14 protein-coding genes are annotated in these 15,180 nt (G+C 57.7%); 5 read left to right on the top strand and 9 right to left on the bottom strand.

The window, feature by feature from the left end; genetic code table 11:
* Nucleotides 1-35: 35 nt before the first annotated feature.
* From CLV41_RS26685 to CLV41_RS26665, 5 genes are all read right to left on the bottom strand, one after another.
* Nucleotides 36-932 carry a phytanoyl-CoA dioxygenase family protein gene (locus CLV41_RS26685; protein ID WP_103225550.1) on the bottom strand — a complete coding sequence of 299 codons (897 nt, stop codon included), beginning with the start codon at nucleotides 930-932 and terminating at the stop codon, nucleotides 36-38.
* Nucleotides 932-1,969 carry a radical SAM/SPASM domain-containing protein gene (locus CLV41_RS26680; protein WP_103225549.1) on the bottom strand — a complete coding sequence of 346 codons (1,038 nt, stop codon included), beginning with the start codon at nucleotides 1,967-1,969 and terminating at the stop codon, nucleotides 932-934. Before CLV41_RS26680 ends, CLV41_RS26685 begins: the two co-directional genes overlap by 1 nt.
* Nucleotides 1,960-3,159, bottom strand: a complete 1,200-nt coding sequence (locus CLV41_RS26675) for a radical SAM protein (RefSeq protein WP_235867274.1) — start codon at nucleotides 3,157-3,159, stop codon at nucleotides 1,960-1,962. The genes CLV41_RS26680 and CLV41_RS26675 overlap by 10 nt, the downstream gene beginning before the upstream one ends.
* A 416-nt stretch (nucleotides 3,160-3,575) precedes the next feature.
* Nucleotides 3,576-3,800 carry a hypothetical protein gene (locus CLV41_RS26670; protein WP_146048647.1) on the bottom strand — a complete coding sequence of 75 codons (225 nt, stop codon included), beginning with the start codon at nucleotides 3,798-3,800 and terminating at the stop codon, nucleotides 3,576-3,578.
* Nucleotides 3,787-4,497, bottom strand: a complete 711-nt coding sequence (locus CLV41_RS26665; protein ID WP_103225546.1) for a hypothetical protein — start codon at nucleotides 4,495-4,497, stop codon at nucleotides 3,787-3,789. Before CLV41_RS26665 ends, CLV41_RS26670 begins: the two co-directional genes overlap by 14 nt.
* Nucleotides 4,498-5,609: 1,112 nt before the next feature.
* Here CLV41_RS26665 and CLV41_RS26655 point away from each other — a divergent pair.
* A complete protein-coding gene (locus CLV41_RS26655) occupies nucleotides 5,610-5,852 on the top strand; it encodes a WGR domain-containing protein (RefSeq protein WP_103225544.1) in 243 nt (80 codons plus the stop codon).
* Nucleotides 5,853-5,929: 77 nt separating this feature from the next.
* Here the strand turns inward: CLV41_RS26655 and CLV41_RS26650 are convergent, their stop codons facing one another.
* Nucleotides 5,930-7,090 (bottom strand): RHE_PE00001 family protein, encoded by a 1,161-nt coding sequence (locus CLV41_RS26650; protein WP_208987746.1) that lies wholly within the window; start codon nucleotides 7,088-7,090, stop codon nucleotides 5,930-5,932.
* A gap of 174 nt (nucleotides 7,091-7,264) precedes the next feature.
* On the opposite strand from CLV41_RS26650, the gene CLV41_RS26645 reads away from it, so the two are divergent.
* The gene (locus CLV41_RS26645) at nucleotides 7,265-8,494 is read left to right on the top strand and encodes a site-specific integrase (protein WP_103225542.1); all 1,230 of its coding nucleotides are present in this window, start codon (nucleotides 7,265-7,267) and stop codon (nucleotides 8,492-8,494) included.
* An 18-nt stretch (nucleotides 8,495-8,512) separates the two neighbouring features.
* Here CLV41_RS26645 and CLV41_RS26640 read toward each other — a convergent pair whose 3' ends face one another.
* From CLV41_RS26640 to CLV41_RS26630, 3 genes are all read right to left on the bottom strand, one after another.
* Nucleotides 8,513-8,884, bottom strand: a complete 372-nt coding sequence (locus tag CLV41_RS26640; protein WP_208987745.1) for a HepT-like ribonuclease domain-containing protein — start codon at nucleotides 8,882-8,884, stop codon at nucleotides 8,513-8,515.
* Nucleotides 8,884-9,339: a nucleotidyltransferase domain-containing protein gene (locus CLV41_RS26635; RefSeq protein ID WP_103225541.1), complete on the bottom strand. Its 456-nt coding sequence runs from the start codon at nucleotides 9,337-9,339 to the stop codon at nucleotides 8,884-8,886. Before CLV41_RS26635 ends, CLV41_RS26640 begins: the two co-directional genes overlap by 1 nt.
* A gap of 256 nt (nucleotides 9,340-9,595) precedes the next feature.
* Nucleotides 9,596-10,045: a MucR family transcriptional regulator gene (locus CLV41_RS26630; RefSeq protein ID WP_103225540.1), complete on the bottom strand. Its 450-nt coding sequence runs from the start codon at nucleotides 10,043-10,045 to the stop codon at nucleotides 9,596-9,598.
* A gap of 620 nt (nucleotides 10,046-10,665) precedes the next feature.
* Here CLV41_RS26630 and CLV41_RS26625 point away from each other — a divergent pair.
* The 3 genes from CLV41_RS26625 to CLV41_RS26615 all read left to right on the top strand — a co-directional run bounded on the left by CLV41_RS26625 (nucleotide 10,666) and on the right by CLV41_RS26615 (nucleotide 14,631).
* Nucleotides 10,666-12,546, top strand: a complete 1,881-nt coding sequence (locus CLV41_RS26625; RefSeq protein WP_170107336.1) for a ParB/RepB/Spo0J family partition protein — start codon at nucleotides 10,666-10,668, stop codon at nucleotides 12,544-12,546.
* A gap of 281 nt (nucleotides 12,547-12,827) precedes the next feature.
* Nucleotides 12,828-13,481, top strand: coding sequence for an SOS response-associated peptidase (locus CLV41_RS26620; protein WP_103225538.1), 654 nt, complete (start codon nucleotides 12,828-12,830; stop codon nucleotides 13,479-13,481).
* A gap of 283 nt (nucleotides 13,482-13,764) precedes the next feature.
* Nucleotides 13,765-14,631 carry a DUF932 domain-containing protein gene (locus tag CLV41_RS26615; RefSeq protein WP_103225537.1) on the top strand — a complete coding sequence of 289 codons (867 nt, stop codon included), beginning with the start codon at nucleotides 13,765-13,767 and terminating at the stop codon, nucleotides 14,629-14,631.
* Nucleotides 14,632-15,180 lie beyond the last annotated feature (549 nt).

Here is a 15,180-nt window from a genome sequence, read left to right as displayed (position 1 = left end):
TTACAGGACCGCATGAATTATTGCAACTATGCGGCTCACGTTTCGCGGGACATAATCTCTTCCTGATCCGGTCCACTGTAGTAGTGGCAGCCCGCCCGCCAATCCCAACCTCCAAGGTCGCCCAGAAGACGCCGTTGCCTGGGTGTGGCTACGGCCAGCGTTTTCACATCGATGCTCTGATAATCGTAAGGACGCATAAACGTCGGCGAATAGCCGACGAAAAGCGTCTTGCGCGACCGTTTCGACCGGTTTGGCGCAGGTCCGTGCCACAGCGAGTGCGGAAACAGGATGCAGTCTCCTGCCCGAAATTTCAGCTGTTTTGCTCGGCCCTCCTGCAATATCCGCTTTGCTTCCTCTTTTTCGTACGGCACGCGGTGCGAGCCCGGCACGACAGAGAAATTACCTTCGTTTTCCCGCGACAGATCGTTTAGAAAGATCATCACTTTCACGTAAAGTGGCAGGCTGCTGGGATCTGTGCGGATGTTGCCGAGTGAATCCCCGCCGTCGACATGAATATAAGGTTCGTCATGTGCCTTCGGTGGATAGACAATGACATGCGTCAGAGAGATCTGAACGAAGTTGCCGAAAAGCTTGAGCACAATGGGAAACCACGCTGGATGGTCGAGCATCTCAAGAAAAACCGGATCGTCCTCCACAATCCTCCAACGACGGAAAGCTATTGTCCTGCGATCCCACGTTCTATCGATCCATTCCCAATGCGGCGGGAAAGTCGTCGCGGTCTCCTTGTCTTGGGAAAGGTTCGGAATTGCCCCTTCGAGAAAAGTGCGGTGCAGCGTGTCGGTTGCTTCGGTCCAGCGTTGCAGCTGATCGGGCGGGATTGCATTGCGAAGAATAAGGTAGCCATCCTCATCCCAATCTCCCTCTGGAGCCGTCGTACCTAAAAAGTCCGAATTCGTCGTGCCGTAGCTCATCAGCTCTGCCTTTCTCCACCTTGCGAAGCGTTCCGCCCGGTGTTCAACAGTTTAAATCTTCGGAGCAAGCTCGGTGACTCGCGCCGAATCTGTTGACAGTTCGCGCAAAGACTCATTTCCGTTTGACGTCCGGATATATGAGCCCGTCGTGCGTCCATCATCGCCGGCGAATTCCATGCCCCCATGATGCCGGACTTCACAACATCGGCGATCAACGCAGTACGGTTGAGATCGAGACAGCATAAGAGCGCTTGCCCGTCCCACCCGATCGCCAACCGCGACCACAGCAATTCACAAGCTTTGGGATCGGAATTGGCCGGAGGCACCTGATAGAGAGCGCCATCCTCGGCACTGGCAGAAGACAGATCTTCCCGGTGGCTGCCGGGCCAGTAATCCGCCCAAGCAAAACGATATTCGTCGGGTGGCGCATCAGCAAAGAGTGCCTTGTAGCTATCCGGAAATCCCGGTTTTGCCCCTAGCCGATAATATCGGATACCTTTTACAATAATGCGCGGCAATGACTGCTTTCGTTCCGCCCGGAAAGACAGCAGGTGCCTGATATTACCAACCACACGATCGAAATTAGCTCTCTTTCGAATACGCTCATAGGACCCCGCATCGTCTCCATCCAAATCGAGATAAATCTCGTCGACTGGTGGGTGTTCGATCAGGCGCCGGGCGACGTCTCTCGAAATTAGCATCGCGTTACTGTCGAGTCGAACCCTCAGGCCCGCTGTGCGCAGTTCCTGCCCCATTTGAAAAAAATCTGGATGCATCAGACTTTCGCCGCCCATGTGAAAGGCAATGACTGGACGTATGCGGGCAAGCTCAGGCAAAAGCGTATCAAACACCGCCCGCGGCATGAAACCGCGCGCGATGGAAGGATCGTGGGCTCTATGCCCCACCGGACACATCGGACAACGAAGATTACAATAGTTTGTAGGTTCCAGGCTGATAAGCAGCGGGGCATAGGGCAGCCGGGTAAAGCCGAACCTATAGGCGAAGTTTGCCTGGAGACTTCGAAGCATCAGGGACATGTGACCTCCGGATCGTTTAGAATGGCGGCAAGTTCTTGCCTAAGATGCTCGCCGACCAAATGTCCGGTTTCCTGCAGAATTGTTTGCGCCGCGTTGGCGAGCATGGACATGTCTCCAATAGGCTCGTCATCTCGGTCTGGTGGCGGAACAAAACTCCGGTGATGTGCACACGGTCCACACAACGTGCTACAACTGGGATCTCCTCCCGTCTCTGCTAATTGGCGCGCCCGGCGAAAATTCTTGGAATTCCAGAGCGCAAGCGGTTCGGCTTCATTCGTATCCCCCATGTCGTGGGTCTTGCGCCATCCGTTCCAACATGGCGCAAGGCGCCCATCAGCATGGATGGCAAGCTTGCCCCATAGCCAGCGGCAATGCGAAAGCTCTTCCACTCGTCGCTTGGCCCCCGACACATCATATTCGCTGAGCGGGTGTGAGGAATCCAACAAAAAATCCTGCGATCGAGCCACGCCGTCGGCCGACGCGATCATCGTTTTGGACCCCATCTCAGCGCGTGCGCCTCCACAGCGTATGAGATCAGCTCCGAGTTCAAGCGCATTCTTTCTGACGTCATCTAGTTCCTGAACGTTGTGACGGAAAGCAAGAAACTGCCATTCAAGCACGGGCCAAACAGATTTGGCCCTTTGCTTTGCGTCGCGGAGCGCACGCAGGTTTTTATGAACAGCACTGAGACTGCCACCTTTGCGATAAGCACGATACGCCTTCTCGCTAGAACCGTCGACAGACGCTACGATATACCGCAGACCAGATGCAACAATACGATCCCAGTCGAGCGGAGGATCGAAACTGAAATGGCTCGACGTCCGTGTATAGAGTCCCAAATCCGAAGCTTCGGCTACGATCTCCGCGAAATCCGGGTTGAGCAGCGGTTCGCCCCAATTGAAAAGATCAAGTCGCAATGCCAGTGGTCCGAGCTTATTGAGCAGCCTCGACGCCTGATCCATGGACATTCTGGTTCGCTGCCTACCCTTAGGGTCGGTCACATGGACACAAAGTGGACAGCGCAAATTACAAACATCAGAAGGATCTATTACGATGTGGTAGGGGGCATGCGCGACGTTGGGCGAGCGAGTGCATTCGGCACGTCGAGCGGCGAGATAGTTTTTTGCGCGGTTCCGAACCTCCTCTCGGCGGTGCTGAGGATGAAGAAGTAGTGCGAGCGTATAGGGCATCTCGCGTTCGAGTCCGATGTAGCCGGCCATCCTGTCGTTTAGAACTTCCGTATGCCAGGTCATCCTGTAACTTCCCCGATGAACAAGTGGTCGACGACCTCTTTGCCCGCGCTCTTTAATACAAAATTGCAGAATGGACGCTCTGACACACGTCGGCGATATGCCGAAGACGTATCTCTGATAGGGAACGTCAGAGCTACCCTTCCGATAACATGGTTCTGAAAGCACGCTTCTTCTGTGGGTACACTCGCTGCTCCGATTGTTTGTGGAATCTGTCTAAATGCCAGCACGACGCTCTTGGAGGCTGGGTTCGACAACATCATGCTCGCTCCGGGATGCAAATAAGACTGGTCGAATAAATAAAAGAACGACTGGGCGGTGATGTTGATCACCGCCCAGCGAAAAGGTGAGAGAGGTTACCAACCCATTGGTAATTCGACATTGACGCCGATGATCGGGGCTTCTCCCTGCTTGGCGTCGAGCTGGTTGATCTGACGGTTCAGGGATGCCACGACGAGCGAGTAGGCGATTTCTGGCGTCAGATGATCACGGATCTTTTGCAACTCCGTGGAGGTCACTCTCGCTACGCCGAACGCATCGAACTCCTCCACGTCATTGGCGATTTTTTCAGGCTTCAACATCTGCTGCTTCCTTGACAACCTGCCGGTCGCTGAACGGCAGTGATTTCTCCTCTAGGGCGGCGATGGACACGTTGTAGAACGCGGAGACCTTTGTCCTTCCATCCCAGTTTACGGTGATGTCGTGAACGTTTCTCACCAGCGGCTCCGGCAGGTTGTTCATGCCAGCCCAGGCATAAGGAACGGTGGTCACGCCGTCGAGCAGAGCACCTGCTTCCGTTTCCAGCTGATAGCGGATGAGCGCGGTGGCGCGTCCGGGACCGGCGGGCATGATGTAGTCGCGCAACGGGGTCACATTGCGCTTCAAGCGGGGCAACCGGGAGACCCCGGTCATCTCGTTGTGAATGACGAGGCAATCGTCTTCCAGACGCGTCGTGCTTGTTACTGACAGGCGAAGCAGTTCTTCGCCGCTGCTGTCGCGCAACACGCCTTCGCGCGCCGGCGAAATGTCGAAGGCACCAGCGGCAATATGGGCGAGGTCAACGCAAGTCGCATCCGATTTGGCGAAGAACGTACTCGTGGGATGCGAGCAGATCAAAGGACAAGAAACTGGATCAAATCCAACAGGGAACGAGGGCGACGCCTCAAGGTGAAGCTCGCAGGTGCCGCGCGAGCGATCCCCTACCCCCTTGCCGTTCATGTCAAAACTTTCGCCATTGACGGTGCCGTGAAGAAAAAATGCGATTTTGGAAATAGCCATTTTGTAAGCCGCCCTCTGCTACGGTTGTATGATGCCATTGCATGCTCGAATAGCTTGTGGCAACCTGCCGCAGGTGTCAACATGAATATCGTGATCGCATCGCATCTTCGCAAACAATGCGTATTGTTAATTCTTGGAAAAATTCAAATTATCATGAGCAATCAGAACTATACGGAAAAAGCTAGAGATAATACTCAAGTTTTGCGTGAGGCGCGTGATCTGAACGCGAGTAGGATCACCCAAGTCGATTTCTGAAAAACACGATGAAGGAGTGAAAAATCTTGCCTAGACCCCATCCTTCAGCCGTCCGCCAAGATCAGCCAACCCGACGAGTGCGAAAATGCGGCAGGTTGGCCGAAAAATTGCAAGTACTATGGGCTTTACTTTGCGCCAAACTACTAGCAAGTCGATTAAATGGCATAGGTTTCGTGCGAAAAGAATGTCCCACAGCAGATAAAATGAGTGAGATTTCGCAGCGGCCGCAGATTTCAGATTTCTCACATTTGGAACCCTGGAAAATCGGACCTGGTCCACGGCCTCACCGTTAGCGCCGCTTTGGCGGCCCAAGACGACAGGATGAAGTAGTCAAGGTGGTGGTGTTGAATTCCACTTGTGGGTTGGATGCCGCTGCTACCGGGCATGATGATGTAGACGCCCGCCGCTGGCTCAGATGTGCCAAGGTAGGTTTCGGCGTAAATTAAGCTATTCTCTGCACCTGCTGATCCATTGTCCGACAGGGCCTTGTTGCATGGCCCGCCGCTCAACTGATATCGGGTGCGGTCTTTTCCGTTCAGGAAGCTGTAGATGCCGCTTTCTTTGGTTCCAATATTTCGTTAGGAGCGCTGCCCCTTCAAATTCAGCGTGTTTTCCACGGGGTTGGACTGGGTCTGTCTTTTTGGATTGAAACTGGGTCATGTCCGCTCCGGCATCAGCATAGGAATGCGCTCGCGCGGGCACTTCTGCTTTGCTGAGACCGGTAACCATCGCTTCGATGCGGTATGGATTTGTGCCGAGCTGCCCTCAATCAGGCCGCCAATATTGAATCGAACATGTGCTGATTGATTCCAAACAGTCATTGGACGCGCGTCAATGTTTGCCTGCACACTGGCGGCATGCAGAGCCTTCGACACCCTGTCTTTCTGACGCGCATCGATCCGCACCGGAACATGGCCCGGTTCTATGCGTTGTCGGTCGAGCCGACCCTGTTCGGCGATTATGCCGTTCAACGGAGGTGGGGGCGTCTTGGCACCTCGGGGCGGTCACGGTCGGATCTCTTTCCCGATCTGGTTTCCGCACACGCCCGCAAGGCGCAACTGGTGCGCAGCAAATGCAAGCGCGGCTATGTCGAAGGCTGACATGAGAATTTGGCCGAAAGTGGCCCCAACGCCTGCCTTGATCTCGCGCGGCTCTGCAGTGAGCGTTGTGACGGCCTTCACAGAATCCCCCAGGCCCTGTATCTGCCGCGGCCGGTGAGCTCGCGCGGCAGCGCCGGGCCGAGCTGGCGGATCATGTGGTCGACGGCGGCGGCGGTGACGCCGAGCTCCTGGCGGGCCATTGGAATGGTCACCAGCGGCCGGGACAGGAACATGTGAGCAAAGTCGGGCAGCCTGGAATGGCTTCGGCAGGACCGGCAATGGCGGTCCAGTTGCTCCTGGGCGATGGACAGCTTGTCCATCTGGTCCATGGTTTCCCGGGCCGCTTTCTCGACCCCGGACAGGAGGACGGTGATGCGTGTGCGGAATGGATCCGCGCGGCGCCAGCGGAAGGGCGATTTTCTCAGACCCACGGACAGGGCCGGCAGATGGGAGGTCGTCACCTGCGATTTCAGGAAGGTGGCCGACACCAGACGGCCGAGCTCCGGCCAGCCGTCCAGCGGCTGCAGCCGCTGCCAGGCATCGAACAAAATGACGGCCGTCAGAACGGGGGGCAGGTTCAGTGGTCTGGCCGCGTTCAAGACGACCAGCCAGGCGTCCAGGCGGTCGCGCCGATCGGGTGTTCCTGGATCGGATTGCATTTGAGCCGTTGCCATCCGATGGGACGATGTCCGTGCGACCGGGACGGATCCTTCAGCAAGCTGCCGGGAGCGTTGCAGAACGGCGTCAATCTCGGCAAGAAGGTTTTCTTCCCTGTCCGCGTCGTCTTGCACATGTGTCGAGATCGATGGCGAACCTCCCCTCCCCTCCCCCGCACGGCTGCCCCGGGCATTCCCCTCCTCAAAACTGTCCGCCTGCCGGCCGATCAGGGTCAGAATGCCGTTGCGGCTGAGGACAGTTTCAGGGGGGTGCCGGTCGATCCGCCGGCGCAGGGCCAGGAGCCTGGCGGCCCGGGTCAGCTCATGGGTCGGGGCGCGCCTGTCGGTGCCGGCGTCATGCAGGACCAGATCCTCCAGATGCACCAGGTCGCCGTCGAGGGCCATGGACGCACAAGTGTCGAACAGGTGCGAGCGGCTGCGCACGCCGTCGGCAAGATCGCAAGTGCGCGCCAGCCGTTCATCCGCCCGCGTCAGCGCGCGGCTGGCGCGATCAAGCGGATCGGCCAGATCGGTCCAGTCCAGTGATTTCAGGGACCTGCGGAGATCGTAAGCCATTGACATTGGGAGAGGATAGTCCCGTAACGAAAATAAACAAGCAAAAAACTATCACTACATATACAGGTGTTGGAGCGATGTCATGACTAATGATAAGAACCTATTATCGATGATTAGACGTTTCGACGCCGCAGTGCTAGAAATAGGGCTCCGGTCCACGCCCGAAGAAGCTGACAGCCCATGTCCGACCATCGCCTCCCTGCTATTTCCGAAGCCCTTGAGCCGAGCACAGCCCAAAAAACAGAATCCCTTGATGCGCTCTCCGCCATCCTGCCGGCGCTCGCCGGACCGGAGCGCACCGACCAGCTGGCTGCCTTGCTCAGCGAGGAGGACATTGCCACCCTGCGTCATCTGGCAAGCGAAGGTATCGGCGAAAATTCCCTCAGGGCCCTCACCTCCGATTGTTCCTATCTGGAAGGCTGGTGTGTCGCGGCAACCGGTGAGCACCTCCCCTGGCCTGCCCCGGTGCCGCTGATCCTGAAGTTCATTGCCCATCACCTGTGGGACCCGGAGAAGAAGAAAGCAGATCCCGGACACGGCATGCCCGAGGACGTTGCCGGCACCCTGGAAGACCAAAAGCTCCTCAGAGTTCCAAAAAATACGGCGGGCCTCCGGCCCCCGCACGCTGTCTCAACGGTGCAGCGGCGTCTGGCCTCCTGGTCGACGCTGCATCGCTGGCGCGGGGTTCTGGGAGACTTCTCCGCGCCCGACGTGCGCTCGGCCCTGCGGCTTGCCGTCCGCGTTGCCGACCGGCCCAAAGCCAGGAAAAGCCGAAGGGCACTGACGGCCGATCTTCTGGAACGCCTTGTGGCGACGTGCAATGGCACGGATTATGCCGCGCCCTGCCTCGTCGATTTGCGCGACAAGGCGCTGCTGCTCGTCGGCTTTGCCTCCGGCGGCCGGCGGCGCTCGGAATTGTCCGGCTTGCGCTTTAACCAGATAACCCGGGAAGATCCCCTGCCCGCGGATCCGAACGATCCGGGCAGCGACCTGCTGCCGGCCGCCAGCCTGCGGCTCGGCCGCACCAAGACGGAGGATTCTTCCCACGACAATGCTGTGCTTTTGATCGGCCGGCCCGTCGAGGCCGTTGAAATCTGGCTGGAGGCGGCGGGAATTTCCGAAGGACCCGTGTTCAGGGCCATCGATCGCTGGGGCAACGTCAAGACCAGAAGCCTGACGCCCCAGTCGGTCAATGCGATCGTCAAGGCCCGCTGTATCCGCGCCGGGCTGAACGCTGATGACTTCAGTGCCCACGGCTTGCGGTCCGGCTTCCTGACAGAGGCCGCGAACCGGGACATTCCCATTCAGGATGCCATGCAGCAGTCCCGGCATCGGTCCCTCGCCCAGGCATCGTCCTATTACAATGATGCCGGCCGAAGCCGAAGGCGGTCCGCCAGAATGCTGGGGTGAGTTCACCGGTTTTGCAATCTAGTGAGGCACTTCGCTGCAGAGGATCTGGATTTCTTCTTCGATGACGTCGAGCAGTTGCTGAAGCTCGCCGCTCTCGATCGTCTCCCAGACGGTCTCCACATCTATCCGGAAGTACTCGTGGACGACCCGGTCCCGAAATCCGGCAATGGCCCGCCAAGGAACTTCGGGGCGTCGGGACGTGAGGTCTTCGGGCAATGCCCTGGCAGACTCGCCGATCACGATGAACGAGGCGGAGACCGCCCGAAACGTCTTCCGGTCATCAGTCGGCGTTGCAAGAAACGCCGCGCGATCCATGCCATCGACAAACTCGTAAATTTCCTTGATGGCCTCTCTCATGTCCTGGAGGCGATAAAGCGGACTTCGCGGCATCAGAACACCTGGATCTCATCCAGTGACGCCGTTTCCGCAACATGGTCACGCAGGCTTGTTCGGGGGACCAGGTCAATCTTCGTGTCCCGTTCCAGCGCCTCGCGGATCAGACCTTCTATCCTCCCTATTTCAAAGAGCGACAGCTTTGCGCCTGGCCGCAACTCGTAGGCCAGATCTATGTCGCTATCGGGACGGGCATCGCCCCGCGCGACTGAGCCGAACAGATAAAGATGCTGCAGCCCCTTTTCAGCCATCGCGGTCTGGTGTCGACGAAGGCGACGCACGACATCGGTCGCGACGGGGGCTTGCCTGTCTTCTTCTGCTACAAAGTCGGCCACAAGTTGGTTGAGCAGGTCCTGCACTTTCAATCCGCGGCGTGCAGCCAGAGATTTGAAGCGGTTTTTCAGAGGCGCAGGAACGCGGGCAGACAGATAGGCGGTTTCTGGGTCCGGCATGGTTTGATCACTTGCTGATTTGTGCACAAATACACAATACACCAATCAGTGCGAGAAGGCCAGCAGCATCCGTGACTGCATTTTGCGGATCGCCGTCAGCAATCCGGCTGACGGGCGAGGATCCTTGTTCCGGTTTCTTGCTGGAAAGGATGCGCTTCTGCGCCGCTGTTCAAATGCTATCCCACAAAGAAATCGTTGTGGGGGTATGGCGTTGCTTGCAGCAATTTCAGCCGATTGGAATGCCCACTGGGCTGGCTTACTTTTTGGCGGTCTTTCGCGTCTGTTTGGCCCTCTGCTGCCCGAGGCCCATTTTCTTGGCGAGTTCAGAGCGAGCTGCAGCATAGTTGGGGGCGACCATCGGATAGTCTGCCGGAAGGTTCCATTTGGCCCGGTAGTCTTCTGGCGTCAGGTCGTAGTGGGTCCGAAGATGCCGTTTCAGCGATTTGAATTTCTTGCCGTCTTCCAGGCAGACAATGAAATCGTCTCCGACGGATTTCTTGATCGGCACCGCGGGTACGAGTTCGACAACTTCGGGCTCCTGGGCCTTCTGCGCGGTCGAGACCAGCGAATTATGCACGGACGCTATCAGACCCGCCAAATCGGGAGCGGCAACCGTGTTGTTGGCCACATAGGCCGAAACGATATCGCTTGTGAGTTCAATGAAGGCTGCATCCGGAGCGATGTCGTTCTCTGGTGTATTGGTCATTATTTTCCCTATGCGCTGGCCTTCTCTTTAGGAAAGGCGAGAATAGTTATTCTGGAAGGAAGGTGCTGAGGCGCCTTACAGCCAATTCATTATTTGTGCAATGTGACAAAAATAGAGATTATAGTTCGATTTTATCTTCCAAGTGCGTCGTGTGAGCTTCAGGTCTCAAAATCTTGATGCAGAGGAGGCCGCGTCCTACCGGACCACGCTCTCTTCCGGCCGCAGAGCGGCCTCCACCGAGCCAAAGACGATTTCTGCCGGGACTTTCTAATGCCGGCAGAAGTCTCGAAGAGCCTTCCTTCGGCGAGAGAGCCCATCGGCCAAAACCGCCTTAGTCTCGGCCCATTCGGGGAACGATCGTTCGCGCTGGATCTGCTTTGCAGATATCCGCCTGGCTGCGCCAGTCATTGGCTTGTTGAAGGGGCTCCGCCCCCGGCCGGTCAAGGATGAACCGCTACGCGGCCGCAAAAGCGGCCTCCCCATGCTCCGCGGCTCTCGCCTTGTGCGCACGGGGACACCCCTCCGCCTTTCCGGTCCCTGACCGCCCTCCCCCGTTTCCGACGACGCGGAAAATGAAACGAGCCGCGGTGGTGAGTTTCATGGAAACAGGAGCAAACCAAATGACCAAGACCGACACAAACCGCCTTGAAATTTCTTTCTCCAAGCTGGCGCTCGATCCGAAGAACGTGCGCAAGACCTACGCGCAGGCAGGCATCGTTGAGCTTGCTGAAAGCATCGCCTCAGTTGGCATTCTGCAGAACCTTGTCGTTCGCGAAGGCGAGAAAAAGGGAACCTACCTTGTGACCGCAGGCGGGCGGCGGTTCCGGGCAATTGAGCACCTGATTTCCAACAAAAGAATGCCCGCATCCGTCAAGGTGACATGCGTTCTCAGCGACGAGGCTGACGCAACCGAAATCAGCCTTGCCGAAAACATCATGCGCGAAGGCATGTCCCCGGCAGACGAGTTCCGCGCTTTCAAACAGATGGCCGACGATGGCAAGACGGTCAGCGAAATCGCAACCCGCTTTGGCGCAAGCGAACTTGTCGTGACGAAGCGCCTCAAGCTCGCCCGCGTCTCCCCTCGCCTGTTCGAGATGTTCGAAAAGGGGGAAATGGAACTGGCGCAGCTGCAGGCGTTCACCGTCAGCGATGACCATGAAGCTCAGGAACGGGCTTGGGATAATCTGTCGCCGTATTATCGCAGCAGCCGCGATATTCGTCAGGCGTTGACCGATGGCAAAATCCCTGAGTCCGACAAACGCATCAAGTTCCTTGGCGGCCTTGATGCTGTCCGCGAAGCGGGCGGCACGGTGATCTGTGACCTCTTTAATACAGATGGCGGATATGCCGAGGACGCGGCGTTGATCGATAAACTCGTGGCCGAGAAGATCGACGCGCTCACCCTTGAAATTGCTGGCGAAGGCTGGAAGTGGTGCCGCTACCAGCCAGAAATCGACTACACGGAAATGCAGAAATACGGCCGGGTCTATCCCATGGCCCGCGATCTGTCCGACGAGGAACAGAAGCACCTTGAAACGCTAGAAAACGCGGTTGAGACGACTGGCGATGTCTACGACCAGTCCGGAGACGAAGACGACCGGCTCGCCTTCGAAGCAGCGGAAAACGCTCTTGAGGACTTCCGCGCCGCGTGGAAACCGGAGTTCAGCGACGAGCAGAAGGCACAGGCCGGGGCGATCCTGTCGCTTGGCTATCATGGAGATCTGCGCATTGAACGCGGCTTGATCGATCCGAAGGATGTGAAGGTGGCAGCACAAGCCTGCTCTGACACAGAGTCAGATGAAAAGGCTGCGTCGGATCATTCGAAAGCACTGGTCGCCGAGTTGACGGCTCGCAAGACCGCAGCGCTCCGCCTTGAGCTTGCCCAGAACCCTAACCTTGCCCTTGTTGTTGGCGTTCATTCCATGGCGATCAAGACGCTGTACGAGCACCGGGCAGCATGGACCCACGGGGCGGTTGAGGTCTCGCTCGACAGCGCTTGCCTTGAAACGCACATCAAGGACGCGGGCCAGTGCGCTGACCTCGATGCAATTGAACGCGTCCGCGAAAGCTGGAAATCGGTTCTGCCGGTTGATCCGGCTGACCTTTGGGACTGGTGCATGGGTGTTTCGCAGGATGAATTGCTTCGGCTGCAGGCCTTTCTTGTAGCCCAGGCAATCAACTCTATCAGCCATGGCGACGGCTTCAACGGCGCGGGCGTGGATCACGGGAACCGGATCGGTGCGGCCCTCGACCTCGACATGGCCGATCACTTCCAGCCGACCGCCGAAACCTACTTTGCCCGCGTCAAGCTCGATGTCATCCATGACAGTCTTGTGCAGGCCTGCGGCGAGGAAGCTGCCGCGCCCGTCCTCAAGATGAAGAAAAAGGAAGCCGCAGCCTATGCAGCCGAAAAAGTCGCCGGGACGCGTTGGGTGCCGAACATCATGACGTTCACAGACAAAGCTCCTGCGTCCGAGGAAGTCGTTCAAGAGGCAGCATAACGCTGCCCATTGAAGGGCTGCCCTGCGAAAGCTCCCGCAGGGCAGCCTTTCCCCTTCGGGGCAACCCCACCATCGAAAACGGAGCCCCTTGCCTCTCGATCAGACAGAGGCCGGTTGCGGACCCCGCCAAAGGAACCGACTGAAGTTTGAGAAGGGCTTAATTCTGGTCCGGTCAAGTATATCCTCCACTAGACCGGGTCAGCTCGTCACGGGAGCGGACCGGTCCTGCGGGGCCGGGCTGATCCCTTGTTATTTTTTGCTGTCTGTTGAAATGTGGTCTGATGTGCAACCTCTACTCCCACACCTCGGCGCGGCAAGCTGTGCTGGATTTCACTCGAGCGATGAAAGTTGCCGACACTATCGGCAATCTGGCACCGCAGCCGGGTATCTATCCGGATTATTCCGCTCCCATCGTCCGCAATGTCGGTGATGACCGGGAATTGACTTTGGCACGTTGGGGGATGCCTTCACCGGCGTTTGCACTGAAAGGCAAATCGTCCGACAAGGGCGTGACGAACGTTCGCAACACCAAAAGCCCGCACTGGCGCCGCTGGCTCAGCATCGACCACCGTTGTGTTGTCCCGTTCAATTCCTTTTCCGAGTTTGATTCAAAGGCGCGTGAACCGGTCTGGTTCGCCTTCAACGAAGACCGCCCTCTTGCTGTCTTTGCCGGTATCTGGACGAACTGGACCAGCGTTCGAAAGGTGAAGGAAGGCGAAGTGACCGCCGACCTGTTCGCGTTTTTGACGTGCGAGCCAAACAAGGAAGTCGGTGCGATCCACCCGAAGGCCATGCCTGTTATTTTGACGGAACAGGATGAAATTGAAACCTGGCTGTCCGGGCCCTGGGATGAAGCGAAAGAGCTTCAGCGACCTCTTGCGGATGACACGCTCGATATTGTTGCGCGTGGCTCGCGTCAGGATGGCAACGACTGACACGCGGACCGGCCCTGACGGGCCGGGCTGATCCCCTACGCCCAGAATATTGACCGGCCAGGGCCGGACTCGTGCTTGCTGAAAAGGGGCTCCGCCCCCGCCAGGTCAAGGATGAACCGCTGCGCGGCCATGACAGGGGTATCCCCACGCTCCGCGGCTGCGCCTTGTGCGCGCGGGTGATCCCCCTCCCCTGACATGGTCCTTGACCCGGCTCCCCCGTTTCCGACAACGCGGAAAATGAAACGAGCCAACCCGGCCAAGTTCAGGAAACAGGAGCAAACCAATGAACTCAGTATATGCCCGCACCGCACGCTTTGATTCCGCCCGCGCCCTCAGCGAAGACGAAATGCGCCGCAACGCTCCGTCTATCTTTGCAGTCTCAGCCCATGAGAGCCGCTCCGAACGATTCCAGCCGATCCCGACAATCGAGGTCCTGCGTGCCCTGATGGACGAGGGGTTCATGCCGGTTGGTGTGAAGCAAGGCCGTACCCGCGATGCCAGCAAGAAGGACTTCACCAAGCACCTGATCCGGCTTCGCCGCCTCGACCACGATGCCAAGTTTTGTGTTGGTGATACCGTTTGCGAAATCCTGCTCAAGAACGCAAATGACGGAACGTCCGCTTTCGACATCATGGCCGGGTTGTTCCGCATCCGATGCCTAAATTCCCTTGTCGCCCAGACCTCTACCCTCGAAAGCGTGAAGGTTCGCCACAGCGGAGACGTGCGACGCAAGGTGATTGACGGCACGTTCCGCGTGTTGAAGGAAGCGGAAAAGGCCCTTGCCGCGCCAGCCGATTGGAGCGGTCTGATCCTCGACTGTGACGAAAAGCAGGTGTTTGCGGAGGCTGCGCACATTGCCCGCTTCGGAGACAGCGAAGGGGAAACCACAACCCGCATTCAGCCGAACCAGCTTTTGAACGCCCGCCGCACGGGCGATCGGGAGAATGACCTTTGGACCACTTTCAACGTCGTTCAGGAAAACGCCATGCGGGGAGGTCTGAGAGCCGCATTCAGGGACGAGAACGGACGCATCCGGCGCACGTGCTCACGAGCGGTCAACGGGATCGATCAGGACGTGAAACTGAACAAGGCCCTTTGGACGCTTTCTGAAAAGATGGCGGAACTGAAAGGCTTGAAAGCCGCAGCCTAACGCGTGAAGCACTGGCGGCAGAAATCCCTGCCGCCAGTCTGCACACTTCGAAATTCAGGATCGGCGCTGCTGGACCGGTCCAGCCCTGTCGGGCCGGGCTGATCCTCAGCAGGGGCGTTGCCCAGAGCAGGGCTTTTCTCCTGATAAGGGACTCCCCGACCCGCCCCAAAACTTGCCAACTGGCAAGTTTTGGGGCGGGTCGGGGAGTCCCAAAAACAGCTTGCCAATTGGCAAGTTTTTGATCGTCCAAATGACAAGTTCCATAGCAGAGAAAATCTCCTGGGACCTGGGCACGGATCAGGCCCAAGAGAGGCCGAAACGGGCAGGAGGGAGAGAGGCTGCTTGCAGATGAGTAAATTGCCTGGTGGCATTCACAGGTAGACAAAACTCGACGGTAGGCTTCTGCCCCTGAGTAGCCGTCTATGCGTTTTGTGACCAATGTCTGCTTCGCGTCCCTATTCCGTTGAAAAACTCCTGTTGTTTTAAGTTCTGAACGCTGATTCAATCTCCTTACTGATTTGGGAGATGCTGGCGATGATGGGGCCGAGG

The organism is Roseibium marinum (genome assembly GCF_002906165.1).
GTDB lineage: Bacteria > Pseudomonadota > Alphaproteobacteria > Rhizobiales > Stappiaceae > Roseibium > Roseibium marinum.
This window is presented reverse-complemented; position numbering and strand designations above follow the sequence as displayed.